We start from the raw sequence: 15530 nt of genomic DNA, 5'->3' as shown, positions 1-15530 counted from the left end.
GCCGTCGCGGCGGGACCGGGAGGCCCCGCCCGGCGGCGCTGCCGGCCCGCGGCGCACGGACGCGCGCCGCGGGTCAAGCGGACTGCGAATTACTGCTGCTTTGCGGCAGCGACCTGCGCGGCCACTTCGGCCGCGAAGTCGTCCTGACGCTTCTCGATGCCTTCGCCGACCACGAACAGTGCAAATTTTTGCACTGCCGCATTGGCGGCCTTCAGCATCTGTTCGATCGTCTGCTTGTCGTTCTTCACGAACGTCTGGTTCAGCAGCGACACTTCCTTCAGGTACTTCTGGACGCTGCCGTCGACCATCTTCGCGACGATCTCGGCCGGCTTGCCCGATTCCGCAGCCTTCTGCTCGGCCACGCGGCGTTCCGTCTCGATCAGATCGGCCGGCACGTCGGCCGACGACAGCGCGACCGGCTTCATGGCCGCGATGTGCATCGCGACGTCCTTGCCGACCTGCTCTTCCGCGCCCGTGTACTCGACGATCACGCCGATACGGCTGCCGTGCAGGTAGGTCGCGAGCTGGTTCGCGGTCGCGAAGCGCACGAAGCGGCGGATCGAGATGTTCTCGCCGATCTTGCCGACCAGCGCGAGACGCACTTCGTCAACGGTCTTGCCTTCGAGCGGCAGCGCCGACAGCGCGGCCACGTCGGCCGGGTTCTGGGTCGCGATGAGTTCCGCGACGGTCTTCGCGAACGCGTTGAAGTCGTCGTTCTTCGCGACGAAGTCGGTTTCGCAGTTCAGTTCGACGAGCGAGCCCGCGCCCGCGCCGACGAACGATGCGACGATGCCTTCCGCCGTCACGCGCGACGCAGCCTTGCTGGCCTTGTTGCCGAGCTTCACGCGCAGCAGCTCTTCCGCCTTCGCCAGATCGCCGTCGGCTTCCGTGAGGGCCTTCTTGCATTCCATCATCGGCGCATCGGTCTTTGCGCGCAGTTCTGCCACCATGCTTGCGGTAATTGCCGCCATCATTCGCTCCTTGAGTCTGTTTACAACGCCGCCCGCACTTCGACGCAGGCAGCAGGCATTCGTTTCCGGAATTCCGCGCTTTTTCGCACTCTGCGATCCAGCGCACCTGCCAGGAAAAGCGGCTTAAAAAAAGGGGGCCTGTTGAGAGCCCCCTTTTTATGCCGGCTCGGGACCGGTTACGCGCTTTCCTCGACGTATTCGTCGTCGCCGCGCGCCGCCTGGACCACTTCGTTGACCGCGTTCGCACGGCCTTCGAGGATCGCGTCGGCGACGCCTTGCGCGTACAGCGCAACAGCCTTGCTCGAATCGTCGTTACCCGGGATCACGTAGTCCACGCCTTCGGGCGAGTGGTTCGTGTCGACCACCGCGATGACCGGCACGCCGAGCTTGTTCGCTTCCGTCACGGCGATCTTGTGGTAGCCGACGTCCACCACGAAGATGGCGTCCGGAATGCCACCCATGTCCTTCACGCCGCCGATCGACTTTTGCAGCTTGGCGATCTCGCGTTCGAACAGCAGCGCTTCCTTCTTGCTCATCTTCTCGGTTTCACCCGATTCGACGGCTGCTTCCATGTCCTTCAGGCGCTTGATCGATACCTTCAGCGTCTTGAAGTTGGTCAGCATGCCGCCGAGCCAGCGTGCGTTCACGTACGGCATGCCGGCGCGCAGCGCCTCTTCCGAGATCGTGTCGCGCGATTGGCGCTTCGTACCGACGAACAGGATCGTGCCCCGATTGGCAGCCAGCTGACGCACGTACTTCAGCGCGTCGTTGTACATCGGCAGCGTCTTTTCGAGGTTGATGATGTGAATCTTGTTACGGTGACCGAAGATGAAGGGGGCCATCTTCGGGTTCCAGAAGCGCGTTTGGTGACCGAAGTGGACACCGGCTTCCAGCATTTGGCGCATCGTGATTGCCATGAGAATTCTCCGCGAGGGTTGGGTCTTAAGCCGGCTGCCGTATCATGGACGCGGTTTTCACCTCGCCACGACACCCTGGATGCGCCGGCTTGCGATTCGGCCCGGCACAACACGCCGGACCCTGCGCCTCCGCCTTCTGCCGCGCACTCCCGCCCCATATTGGGGAAAGTACGCGATATTCAGCATCGACTTAGCCAGCGAGTATAGCACGCCCCTATTGCTCCCCTCAAGCCGCCCGCCACTTTCCCGCCCCCGGGCCCGCCCGTGCGCGCAATCGGGGCGAACCCGGCCGACGGCCCGCCGCGCGCCCGCCAAGGGCTGCGACCCGGAGCATAAGGTGCGATAATTGCGGGATTCAACGTATTCCAGGCACCAACCCATGTCCATCACGCTCAAGAACGAACATGACATCGCGCAAATGCGGGTCGCCTGCCGGCTCGCCAGCGAAGTGCTCGACTACATCACGCCGTTCGTCGCCGCGGGCGTGACGACGGGCGAACTCGACCGCCTCTGCCACGAGTACATGCTCAACGTGCAGGGCACGGTCCCCGCGCCGCTCAACTACCAGCCGCCCGGCTACCCGCCGTTCCCGAAAGCGATCTGCACCTCGGTCAACGACGTGATCTGCCACGGCATCCCGGGCGACAAGACGCTCAAGAACGGCGACGCGCTCAACATCGACATCACCGTCATCAAGGACGGCTACTTCGGCGACACGAGCCGCATGTTCCTGATCGGCGAAGGCTCGATCCTCGCGAAGCGGCTCGTGCAGACCACCTACGAGTGCATGTGGCTCGGCATCGACCAGGTGCGCCCCGGCGCCCACCTCGGCGACATCGGCCACGCGATCCAGAAGCACGCGGAGGCGCAGGGCTACAGCGTCGTGCGCGAGTACTGCGGGCACGGCATCGGCACGGTGTTCCACGAGGATCCCCAGGTCGTCCACTACGGCCGGCCAGGCACCGGCATCGAGCTGCAGGCCGGCATGATCTTCACGATCGAGCCGATGATCAACGCCGGCAAGCGCGACATCCGCACGATGCCCGACCAGTGGACCGTCAAGACCCGCGACCGCAGCCTGTCGGCGCAGTGGGAACACACGGTGCTCGTCACCGAGACCGGCTACGACGTGCTGACCGTGTCGGCCGGCACGCCCGCGCGCCCGGTGTTCGCGGCCCCCGCCGCGGCGCTCTGAGCCTGCCCCGCCCACCCGCCGCGCGCCCGCCGTCCCGTCCATGAGCGTTCCCGTCGCCGTCCCCTCCGAAGCGCTCGTGCACAAGGCCGAGTTCAAGGCGGCCAAGGCCGAGCTGCTCGGCCGCTTCCGGCAGGCCGCCAACGTCACCTCGCTGATGCACGCGCTGTCGCGCGTCACCGACGACGCGCTGCGCCAGGTCTGGCACGACTGCGGGCTGCCGGCGCAGCTCGCGCTGGCCGCGGTCGGCGGCTACGGGCGCGGCGAACTGGCCCCCTATTCCGACGTCGACATCCTGGTGCTGCTGCCGGACGCGCATCCGGCCGAGCTGGACGCGCGCATCGAGCGCTTCATCGGCATGGCCTGGGATCTCGGGCTCGAGATCGGCAGCAGCGTGCGCACGGTGGACCAATGCCTCGAGGAAGCCGAGCAGGACGTGACGGTGCGCACCTCGCTGCTCGAGGCGCGCCGCATCATCGGCAGCACCGCGCTGTTCGAGCGCTTCACTCTGCGCTACCACGACGCCCTCGACGCCCGCTCGTTCTTCCAGGCCAAGGTGCTGGAAATGCGCCAGCGCCACGCGAAGTTCCAGGACACGCCGTACAGCCTCGAACCGAACCTCAAGGAAAGCCCGGGCGGCCTGCGCGACCTGCAGACGATCCTGTGGATCGCGCGCGCGGCGGGCTTCGGCAGCAGCTGGCGCGAGCTTGAGGCGCGCGGCCTCATCACCGAGCGCGAGGCGCGCGAGCTGCGCCGCAACGAGGGCTTCCTGAAAACGCTGCGCGCGCGCCTGCACGTGATCGCCGGCCGCCGCCAGGACATCCTCGTGTTCGACCTGCAGACCCAGGCCGCGGAGAGCTTCGGCTACGCGTCGACGCCCGCGCGGCGCGCGAGCGAACAGCTGATGCGCCGCTACTACTGGGCCGCGAAGGCGGTCACCCAGCTCGCGACGATCCTGATCCAGAACATCGAGGCCCAGCTGTTCCCGGCCACGAGCGGCATCACGCGCGTGCTGTCGCCGGGCCGCTTCGTCGAGAAGCAAGGGATGCTCGAGATCGCGGCCGACGACCTGTTCGAGCGCCACCCGGACGCGATCCTCGAGGCATTCCTGCTGTACGAGACGATCCGCGGCGTGAAGGGCCTGTCGGCGCGCACGCTGCGCGCGCTGTACAACTCGCGCGACGTGATGAACAACGCCTGGCGGCGCGATCCGCAGAACCGCCAACTGTTCCTGCGGATCCTGCAGCAGCCCGAGGGCATCACGCATGCGTTCCGGCTGATGAACCAGACCAGCGTGCTCGGCCGCTACCTGCTGAACTTCCGCCGCATCGTCGGCCAGATGCAGCACGACCTCTACCACGTGTACACGGTCGACCAGCACATCCTGATGGTGCTGCGCAACATCCGCCGCTTCGCGCTCGCCGAGCACGCGCACGAATACCCGTACTGCAGCCAGCTGTTCGCGAACTTCGAACGGCCCTGGGTGCTGTACATCGCCGCGCTGTTCCATGACATCGCCAAGGGCCGCGGCGGCGACCATTCGACGCTCGGCATGGCCGATGCGCGACGCTTCTGCCGCGAGCACGGCATCGACGGCGAGGACGCCGCGCTGATCGTGTGGCTGGTCCAGCATCACCTGACCATGAGCCAGGTCGCGCAGAAGCAGGACACCAGCGACCCCGAGGTGATCAAGCGCTTCGCGGGGCTGGTCGGCAACCCGCGCTGGCTGACCGCGCTGTACCTGCTGACCGTCGCGGACATCCGCGGCACCAGCCCGAAGGTCTGGAACGCGTGGAAGGGCAAGCTGCTCGAAGACCTGTACCGCGCGACCAGCGCGGTGCTCGGCGGCGCACGGCCCGACGCCCATTCGGAGCTGAAGTCGCGCCAGGAGGAGGCGCTGGCGCTGCTGCGCCTCGAAACCGTGCCCGACGATGCGCACCGCGAACTGTGGGACCAGCTCGACGTCGGCTACTTCCTGCGGCACGATCCGGCCGACATCGCGTGGCAGACCCGCGTGCTGTGCCGGCACGTGCGCGCGGACACCGCGATCGTGCGCGCCCGTCCGTCGCCGATCGGCGACGCGCTGCAGGTGCTCGTCTACGTGCAGGACCGCTCCGACTTGTTCGCGGGGATCTGCGCGTACTTCGACCGCAACGGGCTGTCGGTGCTCGATGCGCGCGTGAGCACGACGCGTCACGGCTATGCGCTCGACAACTTCATCGTGACCCGGACCGAGCGCGACGTGCATTATCGCGACATCGCCAATCTCGTCGAGCAGCAACTCGCCGCGCGCCTGGCCGGCGCGGCGCCGCTGCCCGACCCGTCGAAGGGACGGCTGTCGCGCCTGTCGCGCACCTTCCCGATCACACCGCGCGTCGACCTCCGGGCCGACGAGCGCGGCCAGTACTACATCCTGTCCGTGTCCGCCAACGACCGGCCGGGCCTTCTTTATTCGATCGCGCGCGTGCTGGCTGAGCACCGGGTCGGCGTCCATGCGGCGCGGATCAATACGCTCGGCGAGCGCGTCGAGGACGTGTTCCTGCTGGACGGTGCCGGCTTGTCCGACAACCGCCTGCAGATCCAGGTCGAGACCGAGTTGCTGCGTGCGATCGCAGTGTGAGTAAGTTTCAGCGTTTATGCGCACCAAATTGACCGTGAAGAATCCGCGACCGGCCTCGCCGAGCCGCGCCCCCGTGCGCGCCGGCAGCCTGGTCGGCCGCAAGCCGGTGCGCGCCGTCGCGCCCGCCGCGAAGCCCGCCGCGCCGGCCAAGAAGAAACCCGCCGGCGGCGCGGATCGCGCCCCCGCCCGCGGATTCCGCGCAAGCGACGACGGCTCGCGCGCCGAGCGTCGGACCGACGCGAAGCCGGGCTGGAAACGCGAGGATCGCGGCGGCGACGCCAAGCCGCGCGCGCCGCGCGGCGAGGGCCGTCCGTTCCGCTCCGCCGATGACCGCGGCGGCCCGCGCGACAGCGCACGGCCCGAGCGCCGTAGCGATTCGAAACCCGCCTGGAAGCGCGACGGCCGCCCCGGTGACGACAAGCCGCGCGCACCACGCGGGGAAGGCCGTCCGTTCCGCTCCGCCGATGACCGCGGCGGCCCACGCGACAGCGCACGTCCCGAGCGCCGTAGCGATTCGAAACCCGCCTGGAAACGCGATGACCGCGACGGCGATGCCAAGCCGCGCGCACCGCGCGGCGAAGGCCGCCCGTTCCGCTCCGCCGATGACCGCGGCGGCCCGCGCGACAGCGCCCGGCCCGAGCGCCGTAGCGATTCGAAACCCGCCTGGAAGCGCGACGACCGCCCCGGTGACGACAAGCCGCGCGCACCACGCGGGGAAGGCCGTCCGTTCCGCTCCGCCGATGACCGCGGCGGCCCGCGCGACAACGCACGCACCGAGCGCCGTAGCGATGCGAAACCCGCCTGGAAACGCGACGACCGCGCCGGCGATGCCAAACCGCGCGCACCGCGCGGCGAAGGCCGCCCGTTCCGCTCCGCCGATGACCGGACCGGCCCGCGCGACAGCGCACGTCCGGACCGTCGAGTCGATGCGAAACCCGCCTGGAAACGCGACGACCGCGCCGGCGATGCCAAGCCGCGCGCACCGCGTGGCGAAGGCCGCCCGTTCCGTTCCGCCGATGACCGGACCGGCCCGCGCGACAGCGCACGTCCGGACCGTCGAGTCGATTCGAAACCCGTCTGGAAACGCGACGACCGCCCCGGCGACGACAAGCCGCGCGCACCGCGCGGCGAAGGCCGCCCGTTCCGCTCCGCCGATGACCGGACCGGCCCGCGCGACAGCGCCCGGCCCGAGCGCCGCACCGATGCGAAACCCACCTGGTGGCGCGACGACGGCCCCGCCAGCGCCAAGCCGCGCGGCGCACGCGGCGAGGCCGGCGGCCTGAAGGTCGCGAAGCCGGTCAAGGCGTATGCCGAGCCCGTCGATCACGGCGACGAAACCGGCCTCGTGCGCCTGTCGAAGCGCATGTCCGAACTGGGTCTGTGCTCGCGCCGCGAAGCCGACGAATGGATCGAGAAAGGCTGGGTGCTCGTCGACGGCGAGCGCATCGACACGCTCGGCACCAAGGTGCGGCCGGACCAGCGCATCGAGATCGACGCGAACGCCCGCGCCGCCCAGGACGCGCAGGTGACGATCCTGCTGCACAAGCCGGTCGGCTATGTGTCCGGGCAGGCCGAGGACGGCTACGCGCCCGCCGCGACGCTGATCACGCGCGACAATCACTGGGACGCCGACCGTTCGGGGCTGCGCTTCTCGCCGCAGCACCTGCGCACGCTCGCGCCGGCCGGCCGCCTCGACATCGATTCGACCGGCCTGCTCGTGCTGACCCAGAACGGCCGCATCGCGAAGCAGCTGATCGGCGAGCAGTCCGACATCGACAAGGAATACCTGGTGCGCGTGCGCTTCGGCGAGCGCCTGACCGACATCGACCAGCATTTCCCGGCCGAGTCGCTCGCGCAGCTGCGCCACGGCCTCGAACTCGACGGCGCGCCGCTCAAGCCCGCGATGGTCAGCTGGCAGAACGGCGAACAGCTGCGCTTCGTGCTGCGCGAAGGCAAGAAGCGGCAGATCCGCCGGATGTGCGAGCTGGTCGGCCTCGACGTGATCGGCCTGAAGCGCGTGCGGATGGGCCGCGTGATGCTCGGTGCGCTGCCGCAGGGCCAGTGGCGCTACCTGTCGCCCGACGAATCGTTCTGAACCGTCCGCCCTCATGCAAAACGCCCGCATCCGCGGGCGTTTTGCTTTTCCGGCGGCGCGTCGCCGCGCGGCTCAATCGTCCGCTTGCGCGTCGAGCCCGGGGAACAGCACCTCGGTGAAGCCGAACTTCGAGAAATCGGTGATCCGCATCGGGTACAGCTTGCCGATCAGGTGGTCGTACTCGTGCTGGACGACGCGCGCGTGGAAATCCTCCGCCACCCGCTCGATCCGCTCGCCGTACTGGTCGAAGCCGCTGTAGCGCACCTTCACGTAGCGGCTCACCACGCCGCGCATCCCCGGCACCGACAGACAGCCTTCCCAGCCCTCCTCCATGTCGGGCGGCAGGTACTCGATGGTCGGATTGACGAGCACGGTCTCCGGCACGGCCGGCGCCTCCGGGTAGCGGGCGTTGCTGCCGAAGCCGAAGATGATCACCTGCAGGCCGACGCCGATCTGCGGCGCGGCCAGCCCCGCGCCGTTCGCGTGGTGCATCGTCTCGAACATGTCCGCGACCAGCTGGTGCAATTCCGGCGTGTCGAAGGTCTCGACCGGCCGGGCGATTTCCAGCAGGCGTGGATCGCCCATCTTCAGAATCTCGCGAATCATGACGCAGAACCCTCCTCCAGCAGTTTGTGTAATCCGTCCTCGTCCAGCACCGGGATGCCGAGCGACTCGGCCTTCGCGAGCTTGCTGCCCGCCTCTTCTCCCGCCACCACGTAGTCGGTCTTCTTCGACACCGAACCCGCCACCTTCGCGCCCGCCGCCTCCAGCATCTCCTTCGCGGACTCGCGCGTGAGGGTCGGCAGCGTGCCCGTCAGCACCACGGTCTTGCCCGCCAGGAGGCCTTGCGGCGCCTTCGGCGCGGGCGGCCCCTCGGGCCAGCTGACCTTGCCCGGCGCGCGCAGTTGCTCGATCACCGTGCGGTTGTGCGCCTCCGCGAAGAACTGGTGGAGCGACTCGGCGACCACCGGCCCCACGTCGTTGACTTCGAGCAGCGCCTCGAGCGAAGCGTCCATGATCGGATCGAGCGAGCCGAAATGCTTCGCGAGATCCTTCGCGGTCGATTCGCCCACATGGCGGATGCCGAGGGCGTAGATGAAGCGCGCGAGCGTCGTGTGCTTGGCCTTCTCGAGCGAGTCGATCAGGTTCTGCGCGGATTTCTCGGCGAAGCGGTCGAGTTCGGCGAGCGTCGAGAAACCGAGGTTGAACAGATCGGCCGGCGTGCGCACGAGATTCATGTCGACCAGCTGATCGATGATCTTCTCGCCGAGCCCGTCGATGTCGAGCGCGCGGCGCTGCGCGAAGTGCCACAGCGCCTGCTTGCGCTGCGCCGGGCAGAACAGTCCGCCCGTGCAGCGCGCGATCGCCTCGTCCGGCAGGCGCTCGATGCGCGAGCCGCACACCGGGCAGGCGGTCGGCATCACGAACTCGGCCGCGTCGGCGGGCCGCCGTTCGGGCAGCGCCGACACCACTTCGGGAATCACGTCGCCCGCGCGCCGCACGATCACCGTGTCGCCGATCCGGATGTCCTTGCGCCGCACCTCGTCCTCGTTGTGCAGCGTCGCGTTCGTGACGGTCGCGCCGCCGACGAACACGGGTTCGAGCCGCGCGACCGGCGTGATCGCCCCGGTGCGGCCCACCTGCACATCGATCGCGACGAGCCGCGTGAGCGCCTCCTGGGCCGGGAACTTGTGGGCGAGCGCGAAGCGCGGCGCGCGCGACACGAAGCCGAGCCGCTCCTGCTCGTCGCGCCGGTTGACCTTGTAGACGACGCCGTCGATGTCGTACGGCAAGCCCTCGCGCTTCGCGCCGACCGCGCGGAAGAAGCCGAGCAGGCCGTCCGCGCCGTGCACCACCGCGCGTTCGCGGTTCACCGGCAGGCCGAGGATCTCGTACCAGTCGAGCAGCCCGCCGTGGGTGGCCGGCATCTCGGCCCCTTCGAGGACGCCGATCCCGTAGGCGAAAAACGACAGCGGCCGCTGCGCGGTGATCTTCGGATCGAGCTGGCGCAGGCTGCCGGCCGCCGCATTGCGCGGATTCGCGAATTCGCGCTGCTCCGCGGCCCGCTGCCGTTCGTTCAGGCGCGCGAAATCGCGCTTGAACATCAGCACCTCGCCGCGCACGTCGAGCACGGCCGGCCACTGGCCGCCCTTGAGCTGCAGCGGAATCGAGCGGATCGTCCGGATGTTCTCGGTGACGTCCTCGCCGGTGGTGCCGTCGCCGCGCGTCGCCGCCTGCACGAAGCGGCCGTCTTCATAGCGCAGCGAGATCGCGAGCCCGTCGAACTTCAGCTCGCACGCGTATTCGACCGGCTCCGTCGCGGTGCCCGCGAGATCGGGCGGCGCCTTGCCGAGCGCATCGGACACGCGCTTGTCGAACGCGGCGATGTCCTCGTCGGCGAAACCGTTGTTCAGCGACAGCATCGGCGCGGCGTGCACGACCGGCGTGAAACCGTTCGCGACTTCGCCGCCGACCCGCTGGGTGGGCGACTCGGGGACGATCAGGTCCGGGTGGTCCGCCTCGATCTGCTGCAATTCGCGGAACAGGCGATCGTATTCGGCGTCCGGCAGGTCCGGCTCGTCGAGCACGTAGTACGCGTAATTCGCGCGTTCGAGTTCGGCGCGCAGCCACGCGGCCCGGGCGGGCGGCTGGCTGGCTGGCGGTTCAACGGGGGATCGGGCCATGCTGGCGGCACTTTCTCATCAAGACAATCAAGCCAAGATTATCTCAGGTCGGCGCCCGCTTGAGCATTGTCCGAACGAGGGGTCGCGGACGGCGGACGCCGCCCGCCGCGTTACTGACTGAACAGGCGTCGCGTGACCGGCGAGCCGGCCGGAATGCCCGCTTCCTCCAGCTTCGCGTACAGCTTCATCAGCTGCTGCTCGATCGCGAGCAGGGTCGATTCCGGCAGCGGCCGGCGCTGGTCGTCGACCACCCGCGCGCCGATCCGCTCGGACAGCGATTTCGCGTAGTCGCACATGAGCCGGAACGGCAGGATGTCCTCCTCGGCGACCGGCACGTCGAGCACCAGCGTGATCATGTTGCCGCCCTTGTACGTCAGGTCGTCGCGCAGGAAATTGGTGTCGCCGAACTGCAGCATGAACACCGGGTTCTGCTTGGCGTCGAGCTTGACGAAGCGGGTGCCGTCGCGCGACAGCAGCAAGCCGTCCTGCGACGCGACCGCCTGCACATAGTTCGCGGACCACGGCGCGCCGTCCGACATCACGTTGATCGACAGCTGCGCGTCGCACTGCGCGGCGAAGCCGTCCAGCTCGCGCGCCATCGACACCGTCTCCAGCATGTCCGGGAACTCCGGCGCGCCGTCGAGCGCGTCGGCGAACTGCTGGGTGCCCGTCACGAATTCGGAAAACTCCAGTTCGTTGAGCGGGCCGCTGCGGTTCGCGAGCTGGGCCGCCGCGCGCAATTCCTCGTAGCGCACGCCGTTCTGCAGCAACTCCCAGGCCGCGCCGCCTTCCGGCTTGCCCTCGATGTGCACCGGCTTGCTGCCCGCGCGCCGCAGCCGCTGCGCGGCGGGCAGGATCTTCTCGCCCGCGAGCGGGCCCGCGAGCCGGATCGGCACGATGCAGTCGATGCGGCGGTCGACCACCGCCGGCGGCGCGGCCGAGATCGTGGTCGCGGCCGGCAGCACCGGCTCGACCGGTTCGCTCGCGACGGCCGCCTCGGTCGTGCCCGCCGGCGCGGCCGCCTCGGCCTCCGCGTGCGGCGCGGCGTCGGGCGCGGTCCCTTCTGCGCCGGCGGCGCCGAACGTCGGCTCGACGCGCGCGCTCTCGTCGGCCGAGGCCGCGGGCGCCGGCTCGGCGGCCTCGGCGCGCCGGGTCGGCTGGCGCACCGGCTCGATGAACGGCGCCTCGTCGTCGCGCTCCTGGCGCGCCAGACCCTCCGCGGCCTCGGCCGGCATCGGGCGCGGCATCTTGCGGCGCACCTTGGCGCCCTGCCACGCGTTATAGACCACCACGCCCCCGACCACGACGGCGCCCGCGCCGATCAACCCGAGTGTCAACTCGTCCATGCATGCTCCATCAGCAATTCTTGTCATCCGGCGGACCAGCGGGCGCCATGCGCCGCGCGCTCGTCCGCCTCCCGTCAAACGATATTCTGGGCAAACCCGGCAGCCGTTTCCATGTCGACCGCCACGATCCGCGACACACCCTGCTCCTGCATCGTCACGCCGATCAGCTGCTGCGCCATCTCCATCGCGATCTTGTTGTGCGAGATGAAGAGGAACTGCGTCTTGTCCGACATCGCGCGAACCAGGTTGGCGAAGCGTTCGGTGTTCGCATCGTCGAGCGGCGCGTCGACCTCGTCCAGCAGACAGAACGGCGCCGGATTCAGCTGGAACATCGCGAACACGAGCGCGGTCGCGGTCAGCGCCTTCTCGCCGCCCGACAGCAGGTGGATCGTCGCGTTCTTCTTGCCGGGCGGCTGCGCCATCACCTGCACGCCGGCGTCGAGGATCTCGTCGCCGGTCATGATGAGCTTCGCCTGGCCGCCGCCGAACAGGCGCGGGAACAGGTCGCTGAAGTGCCGGTTCACCTCGTCGAAGGTGCCCTGCAGCAGCGTGCGGGTTTCCTGGTCGATCTTCTGGATCGCGTCCTCGAGGGTCTCGATCGCATTGTTCAGGTCGGCCGACTGCGCGTCGAGGAACACCTTGCGCTCGCTCGCCGCCGCCAGTTCCTCGAGCGCCGCCATGTTGACGGGCCCGAGCGCCGCGACCGCGTTGTTGATGCGCGTCACCTCGCCCTGCAGGTAGGACGGCTTCAGGTCCGGCGTCAGCTTCGTCTGCAGCGCGGCCTCGTCGACCTCGGCCGCCGCGAGCTGCTCGGCGAACTGCTCGCCGGACAGGCGCGCCGCCTGCTCCTTCAACTGCAATTCGGTGATCCGGTCGCGCAACGGCTGCAGCGAGCGCTCGGCCGCGAGCCGCGTCTCGTCCGACGCGCGCAGTTTCGCGGTCAGGTCGTCCAGCTCGATGCGCGCGGCCGACAGCGCCTGCTCCTTCGCGGCGCGCACCTCGAGCGCATCCTGCAGCCCGGTATGCGCGGTCTGCTCGTTGATCGCCTCGAGTTCCACGCGCGCGTCCTCGAGCGACGCGAGCACGCGTTCGCGCTGCTCGTGCGCGATCTGGATGCTGCGCTTCAGCTCGTCGATCCGGTTCGCGGAATTGCGCGCGGCGAAACGCGCGTCGTTGGCCGCGCGTTCGAGGTCGCGCGCCTGCTGGCGGGCGGCCGTCAGGGTTTCGTCGCGCGCTTCGAACGCCAGTTGGTTGTCCTCGAAGCGCGCCTGCAGCTCGGCCAGCTCGCCGTCGTGGCGCTCGAAGTTCGCCTCCGATTCGGCGCGCAGCGCACGCTGCTCGTCGATCTGCGCGCCGATTTCCTCCAACTCCTCACGGATCTGCGTGCTGCGCTGCGTGTAGCGCTCGTGCGCCTGCGCGAGCTTCAGCACGTCGAGTTGCAGCGCGTGCACGCGCTGCGTCGCGCGTTCGGCCTGCGCGCGCAATTCGGTCTGCGCCTGCGCGGCCTGCGTGTGCGCCGCCTCCGCGCGGATCGCGGCCGCCTTCGCCTCGTCGGCGAGCAGCGCCTGCGCGCGCACCTGGCGGCCCAGGTTTTCGATTTCCTGCTGGCGCGCGAGCATGCCCGCCTGCTCGGAATCCGCCGCGTACAGCTGGACCCCCGCGCGCGTGACCAGATGCCCCGCCTTCACCACGAACGCGCCGCCCTGCGGCAGCTGCGCGCGCGCGGCCAGCGCCTGCGCGAGATCGTCGGCGATGAACACCGCGCCCAGCCAGTCGTTGAGCACCGCGCGCAGGCCCGCGTCGTCGATCCGCACGAGCGACAGCACCGGGCGCAGCGCGGCCGGCGCGGCGAGCGGCTCGCCCGCGGGCGGCGGTGCGTAGAACGCGAGCTTGGCGGGCGGCGCATCGGTCGCGAACGCCTTCACCCAGTCGAGATTCGATACCTCGAGCGCCGCGAGGCGCTCGCGCAGCACCGCCTCGAGCGCGGTTTCCCAGCCCGGCTCGACGTGCAGCTTCTTCCAGAGGCGCGGCAGCGAGCCCAGCTCGTGCTTGTCGAGCCACGGCTGGATCTTGCCTTCCGTCTGCACGTTCTCCTGCAGCTGGCGCAGCGCGCCGAGGCGCGCTTCGAGCTGGTGGATCTGCGCGCTCTCGGCCTGCACCCGCTCCTGCGCGGCGCGGCGCTCCGCGTCGAGGCGCGGCTGCGCATCCTGGGCGTCGCCGACGCGCGCCTGCGCGTCGGCGAGGATTTCCTCGTGCTCGGCCAGCTGCATCCGCAGCTCCTCGAGCTGCGCCTCGTCCGGCGCGTCGAGCCCGCCCGCCTCAGACTTCAGGCGTTCGTGGCGCTGCTGCAGCTGCTGCAGTTGCTGGTCGGCATTGCGCTGGTGCGCGGCCTCGAGCTTCAGCGCCTGCTCGGTCTGCGCGATCCGGCCGCGCTCGTCGTTGAGCTGCGCCTGCGCGTCGCGCCAGCCGGCTTCGAGCGCGGGCAGCGCGTCGTGCTTCGCGGCCGTGTCGTCTTCCGCGAGCGCGGCCTTTTCATCCGCGACCGCGCGCGCTTCCTCGGCTTCCTCGAGGTCGCCCTGCGCCTTCTCCGCCTGCGCGTGCCATTGCTCGCGCTGCGCGGTCAGCGCCGCGATCTGGGCCTGCACACGATTGCGCGATTCGACGATGAACTTGATCTCGGCCTCGAGCCGGCTCACCTCGGCGTTGGCCTCGTACAGCGAGCCCTGCGCGCCCTGCATCGCATCGCTCGCCGCGTAGTGCGCGACGCGCAGCGTCTCGAGCTGGGCTTCCACCTCGCGCAGCTTCGCGGTCTGCGCCTCGAGGTCGATCTGCGCCTGCTCGATCGCGCGCTGCTGCTTCGCCTGCTCGGCGGCCGCCTCGTTCTTGCGCAGCAGCCACAGGAGCCGCTGCTTCTCCTCGCCGTCGGCGACGAGTTCCTTGTAGCGGGTCGCGACCACCGCCTGCCCTTCGAGCTTCTCGAGGTTCGCGCCCAGCTCGCGGACGATGTCCTCGACCCGGGTCAGGTTCTCGCGGGTGTCGTGCAGGCGGTTCTCGGTCTCGCGGCGGCGTTCCTTGTACTTCGACACGCCCGCGGCTTCCTCGAGGAACACCCGCAGTTCCTCGGGCTTCGCCTCGATGATGCGCGCGATCATGCCCTGCCCGATGATCGCGTACGCGCGCGGGCCCAGGCCGGTGCCGAGGAAGATGTCCTGGATGTCGCGGCGCCGCGCGGGCAGGTTGTTGATGTAGTAGCTGGAGGTGCCGTCGCGCGTCAGCACGCGCTTCACGGCGATCTCGCCGTACTGGCCCCACTGGCCGGCCGCGCGGCCGTCGGAGTTGTCGAAGATCAGCTCGACGCTCGCCCGGCTGCCGGGCTTGCGGGCGGTCGAGCCGTTGAAGATCACGTCCTGCATCGATTCGCCGCGCAGCTCCGAGGCGCGCGACTCGCCGAGCACCCAGCGCACGGCGTCGATGATGTTGGATTTGCCGCACCCGTTCGGGCCGACCACGCCGACGAGCTGGCCCGGAACCTGGAAGTGCGTGGGATCGACGAATGATTTGAAGCCAGCCAGTTTGATCGAGCTCAGACGCACGGCGGTATCGGTAGTAATAGAGTCAAACGAAGGGTGGCGCCCGGCCTCGCGGACCCGCCGGCGAGCCGGCCGGCGCGCGGCGCACGCCCCCAGGATTCGAAAAACGGGGCCG

9 protein-coding genes are annotated in these 15530 nt (G+C 69.5%); 3 read left to right on the top strand and 6 right to left on the bottom strand.

Going from position 1 to position 15530, the window contains the following annotated elements; genetic code table 11:
* Positions 1-89: 89 nt before the first annotated feature.
* Both tsf and rpsB read right to left on the bottom strand, forming a co-directional pair.
* Positions 90-971: a translation elongation factor Ts gene (tsf, locus tag Bsp3421_RS19365; RefSeq protein WP_274002490.1), complete on the bottom strand. Its 882-nt coding sequence runs from the start codon at positions 969-971 to the stop codon at positions 90-92.
* A 176-nt stretch (positions 972-1147) separates the two neighbouring features.
* On the bottom strand, positions 1148-1888 hold the full coding sequence (rpsB, locus tag Bsp3421_RS19360; RefSeq protein WP_274002489.1) for a 30S ribosomal protein S2: 741 nt from the start codon (positions 1886-1888) through the stop codon (positions 1148-1150).
* Between the two features lie 379 nt (positions 1889-2267).
* Between rpsB and map the strand changes: the two genes are divergently transcribed.
* The 3 genes from map to Bsp3421_RS19345 are packed head-to-tail and all read left to right on the top strand — an operon-like array spanning position 2268 to position 7795.
* Positions 2268-3083, top strand: a complete 816-nt coding sequence (gene map, locus Bsp3421_RS19355; protein WP_274002487.1) for a type I methionyl aminopeptidase — start codon at positions 2268-2270, stop codon at positions 3081-3083.
* A gap of 40 nt (positions 3084-3123) precedes the next feature.
* Positions 3124-5700, top strand: a complete 2577-nt coding sequence (locus Bsp3421_RS19350; RefSeq protein WP_274002485.1) for a [protein-PII] uridylyltransferase — start codon at positions 3124-3126, stop codon at positions 5698-5700.
* A gap of 16 nt (positions 5701-5716) precedes the next feature.
* Positions 5717-7795, top strand: coding sequence for a pseudouridine synthase (locus Bsp3421_RS19345; RefSeq protein ID WP_274002484.1), 2079 nt, complete (start codon positions 5717-5719; stop codon positions 7793-7795).
* Positions 7796-7867: 72 nt separating this feature from the next.
* Here the strand turns inward: Bsp3421_RS19345 and def are convergent, their stop codons facing one another.
* From def to smc, 4 genes are all read right to left on the bottom strand, one after another.
* Positions 7868-8401, bottom strand: a complete 534-nt coding sequence (gene def / locus Bsp3421_RS19340) for a peptide deformylase (protein WP_274002483.1) — start codon at positions 8399-8401, stop codon at positions 7868-7870.
* On the bottom strand, positions 8398-10479 hold the full coding sequence (ligA, locus tag Bsp3421_RS19335) for an NAD-dependent DNA ligase LigA (protein WP_274002481.1): 2082 nt from the start codon (positions 10477-10479) through the stop codon (positions 8398-8400). Before ligA ends, def begins: the two co-directional genes overlap by 4 nt.
* A gap of 110 nt (positions 10480-10589) precedes the next feature.
* Entirely contained in the window at positions 10590-11825 is a 1236-nt protein-coding gene (locus Bsp3421_RS19330; protein WP_274002480.1) for a cell division protein ZipA C-terminal FtsZ-binding domain-containing protein, read from the bottom strand.
* 74 nt (positions 11826-11899) lie between these two features.
* Complete coding sequence (smc, locus tag Bsp3421_RS19325) at positions 11900-15418, bottom strand: chromosome segregation protein SMC (RefSeq protein ID WP_274002478.1); 3519 nt, start codon at positions 15416-15418, stop codon at positions 11900-11902.
* Positions 15419-15530 lie beyond the last annotated feature (112 nt).

It is taken from the genome of Burkholderia sp. FERM BP-3421, from assembly GCF_028657905.1.
In the GTDB taxonomy this organism is placed as follows: domain Bacteria; phylum Pseudomonadota; class Gammaproteobacteria; order Burkholderiales; family Burkholderiaceae; genus Burkholderia.
Note: the sequence above shows the minus strand (reverse complement) of the source record. Positions and strands in the feature narration are given on the sequence as shown.

Excerpts from the sequence above, each read along its gene's own strand:
- tsf (WP_274002490.1), bottom strand. The coding sequence starts at position 971 with ATGGCGGCAATTACCGCAAGCATGGTGGCAGAACTGCGCGCAAAGACC.
- Bsp3421_RS19345 (WP_274002484.1), top strand. The coding sequence starts at position 5,717 with ATGCGCACCAAATTGACCGTGAAGAATCCGCGACCGGCCTCGCCGAGC.
- def (WP_274002483.1), bottom strand. The coding sequence starts at position 8,401 with ATGATTCGCGAGATTCTGAAGATGGGCGATCCACGCCTGCTGGAAATC.
- ligA (WP_274002481.1), bottom strand. The coding sequence starts at position 10,479 with ATGGCCCGATCCCCCGTTGAACCGCCAGCCAGCCAGCCGCCCGCCCGG.
- Bsp3421_RS19350 (WP_274002485.1), top strand. The coding sequence starts at position 3,124 with ATGAGCGTTCCCGTCGCCGTCCCCTCCGAAGCGCTCGTGCACAAGGCC.
- Bsp3421_RS19330 (WP_274002480.1), bottom strand. The coding sequence starts at position 11,825 with ATGGACGAGTTGACACTCGGGTTGATCGGCGCGGGCGCCGTCGTGGTC.
- rpsB (WP_274002489.1), bottom strand. The coding sequence starts at position 1,888 with ATGGCAATCACGATGCGCCAAATGCTGGAAGCCGGTGTCCACTTCGGT.
- map (WP_274002487.1), top strand. The coding sequence starts at position 2,268 with ATGTCCATCACGCTCAAGAACGAACATGACATCGCGCAAATGCGGGTC.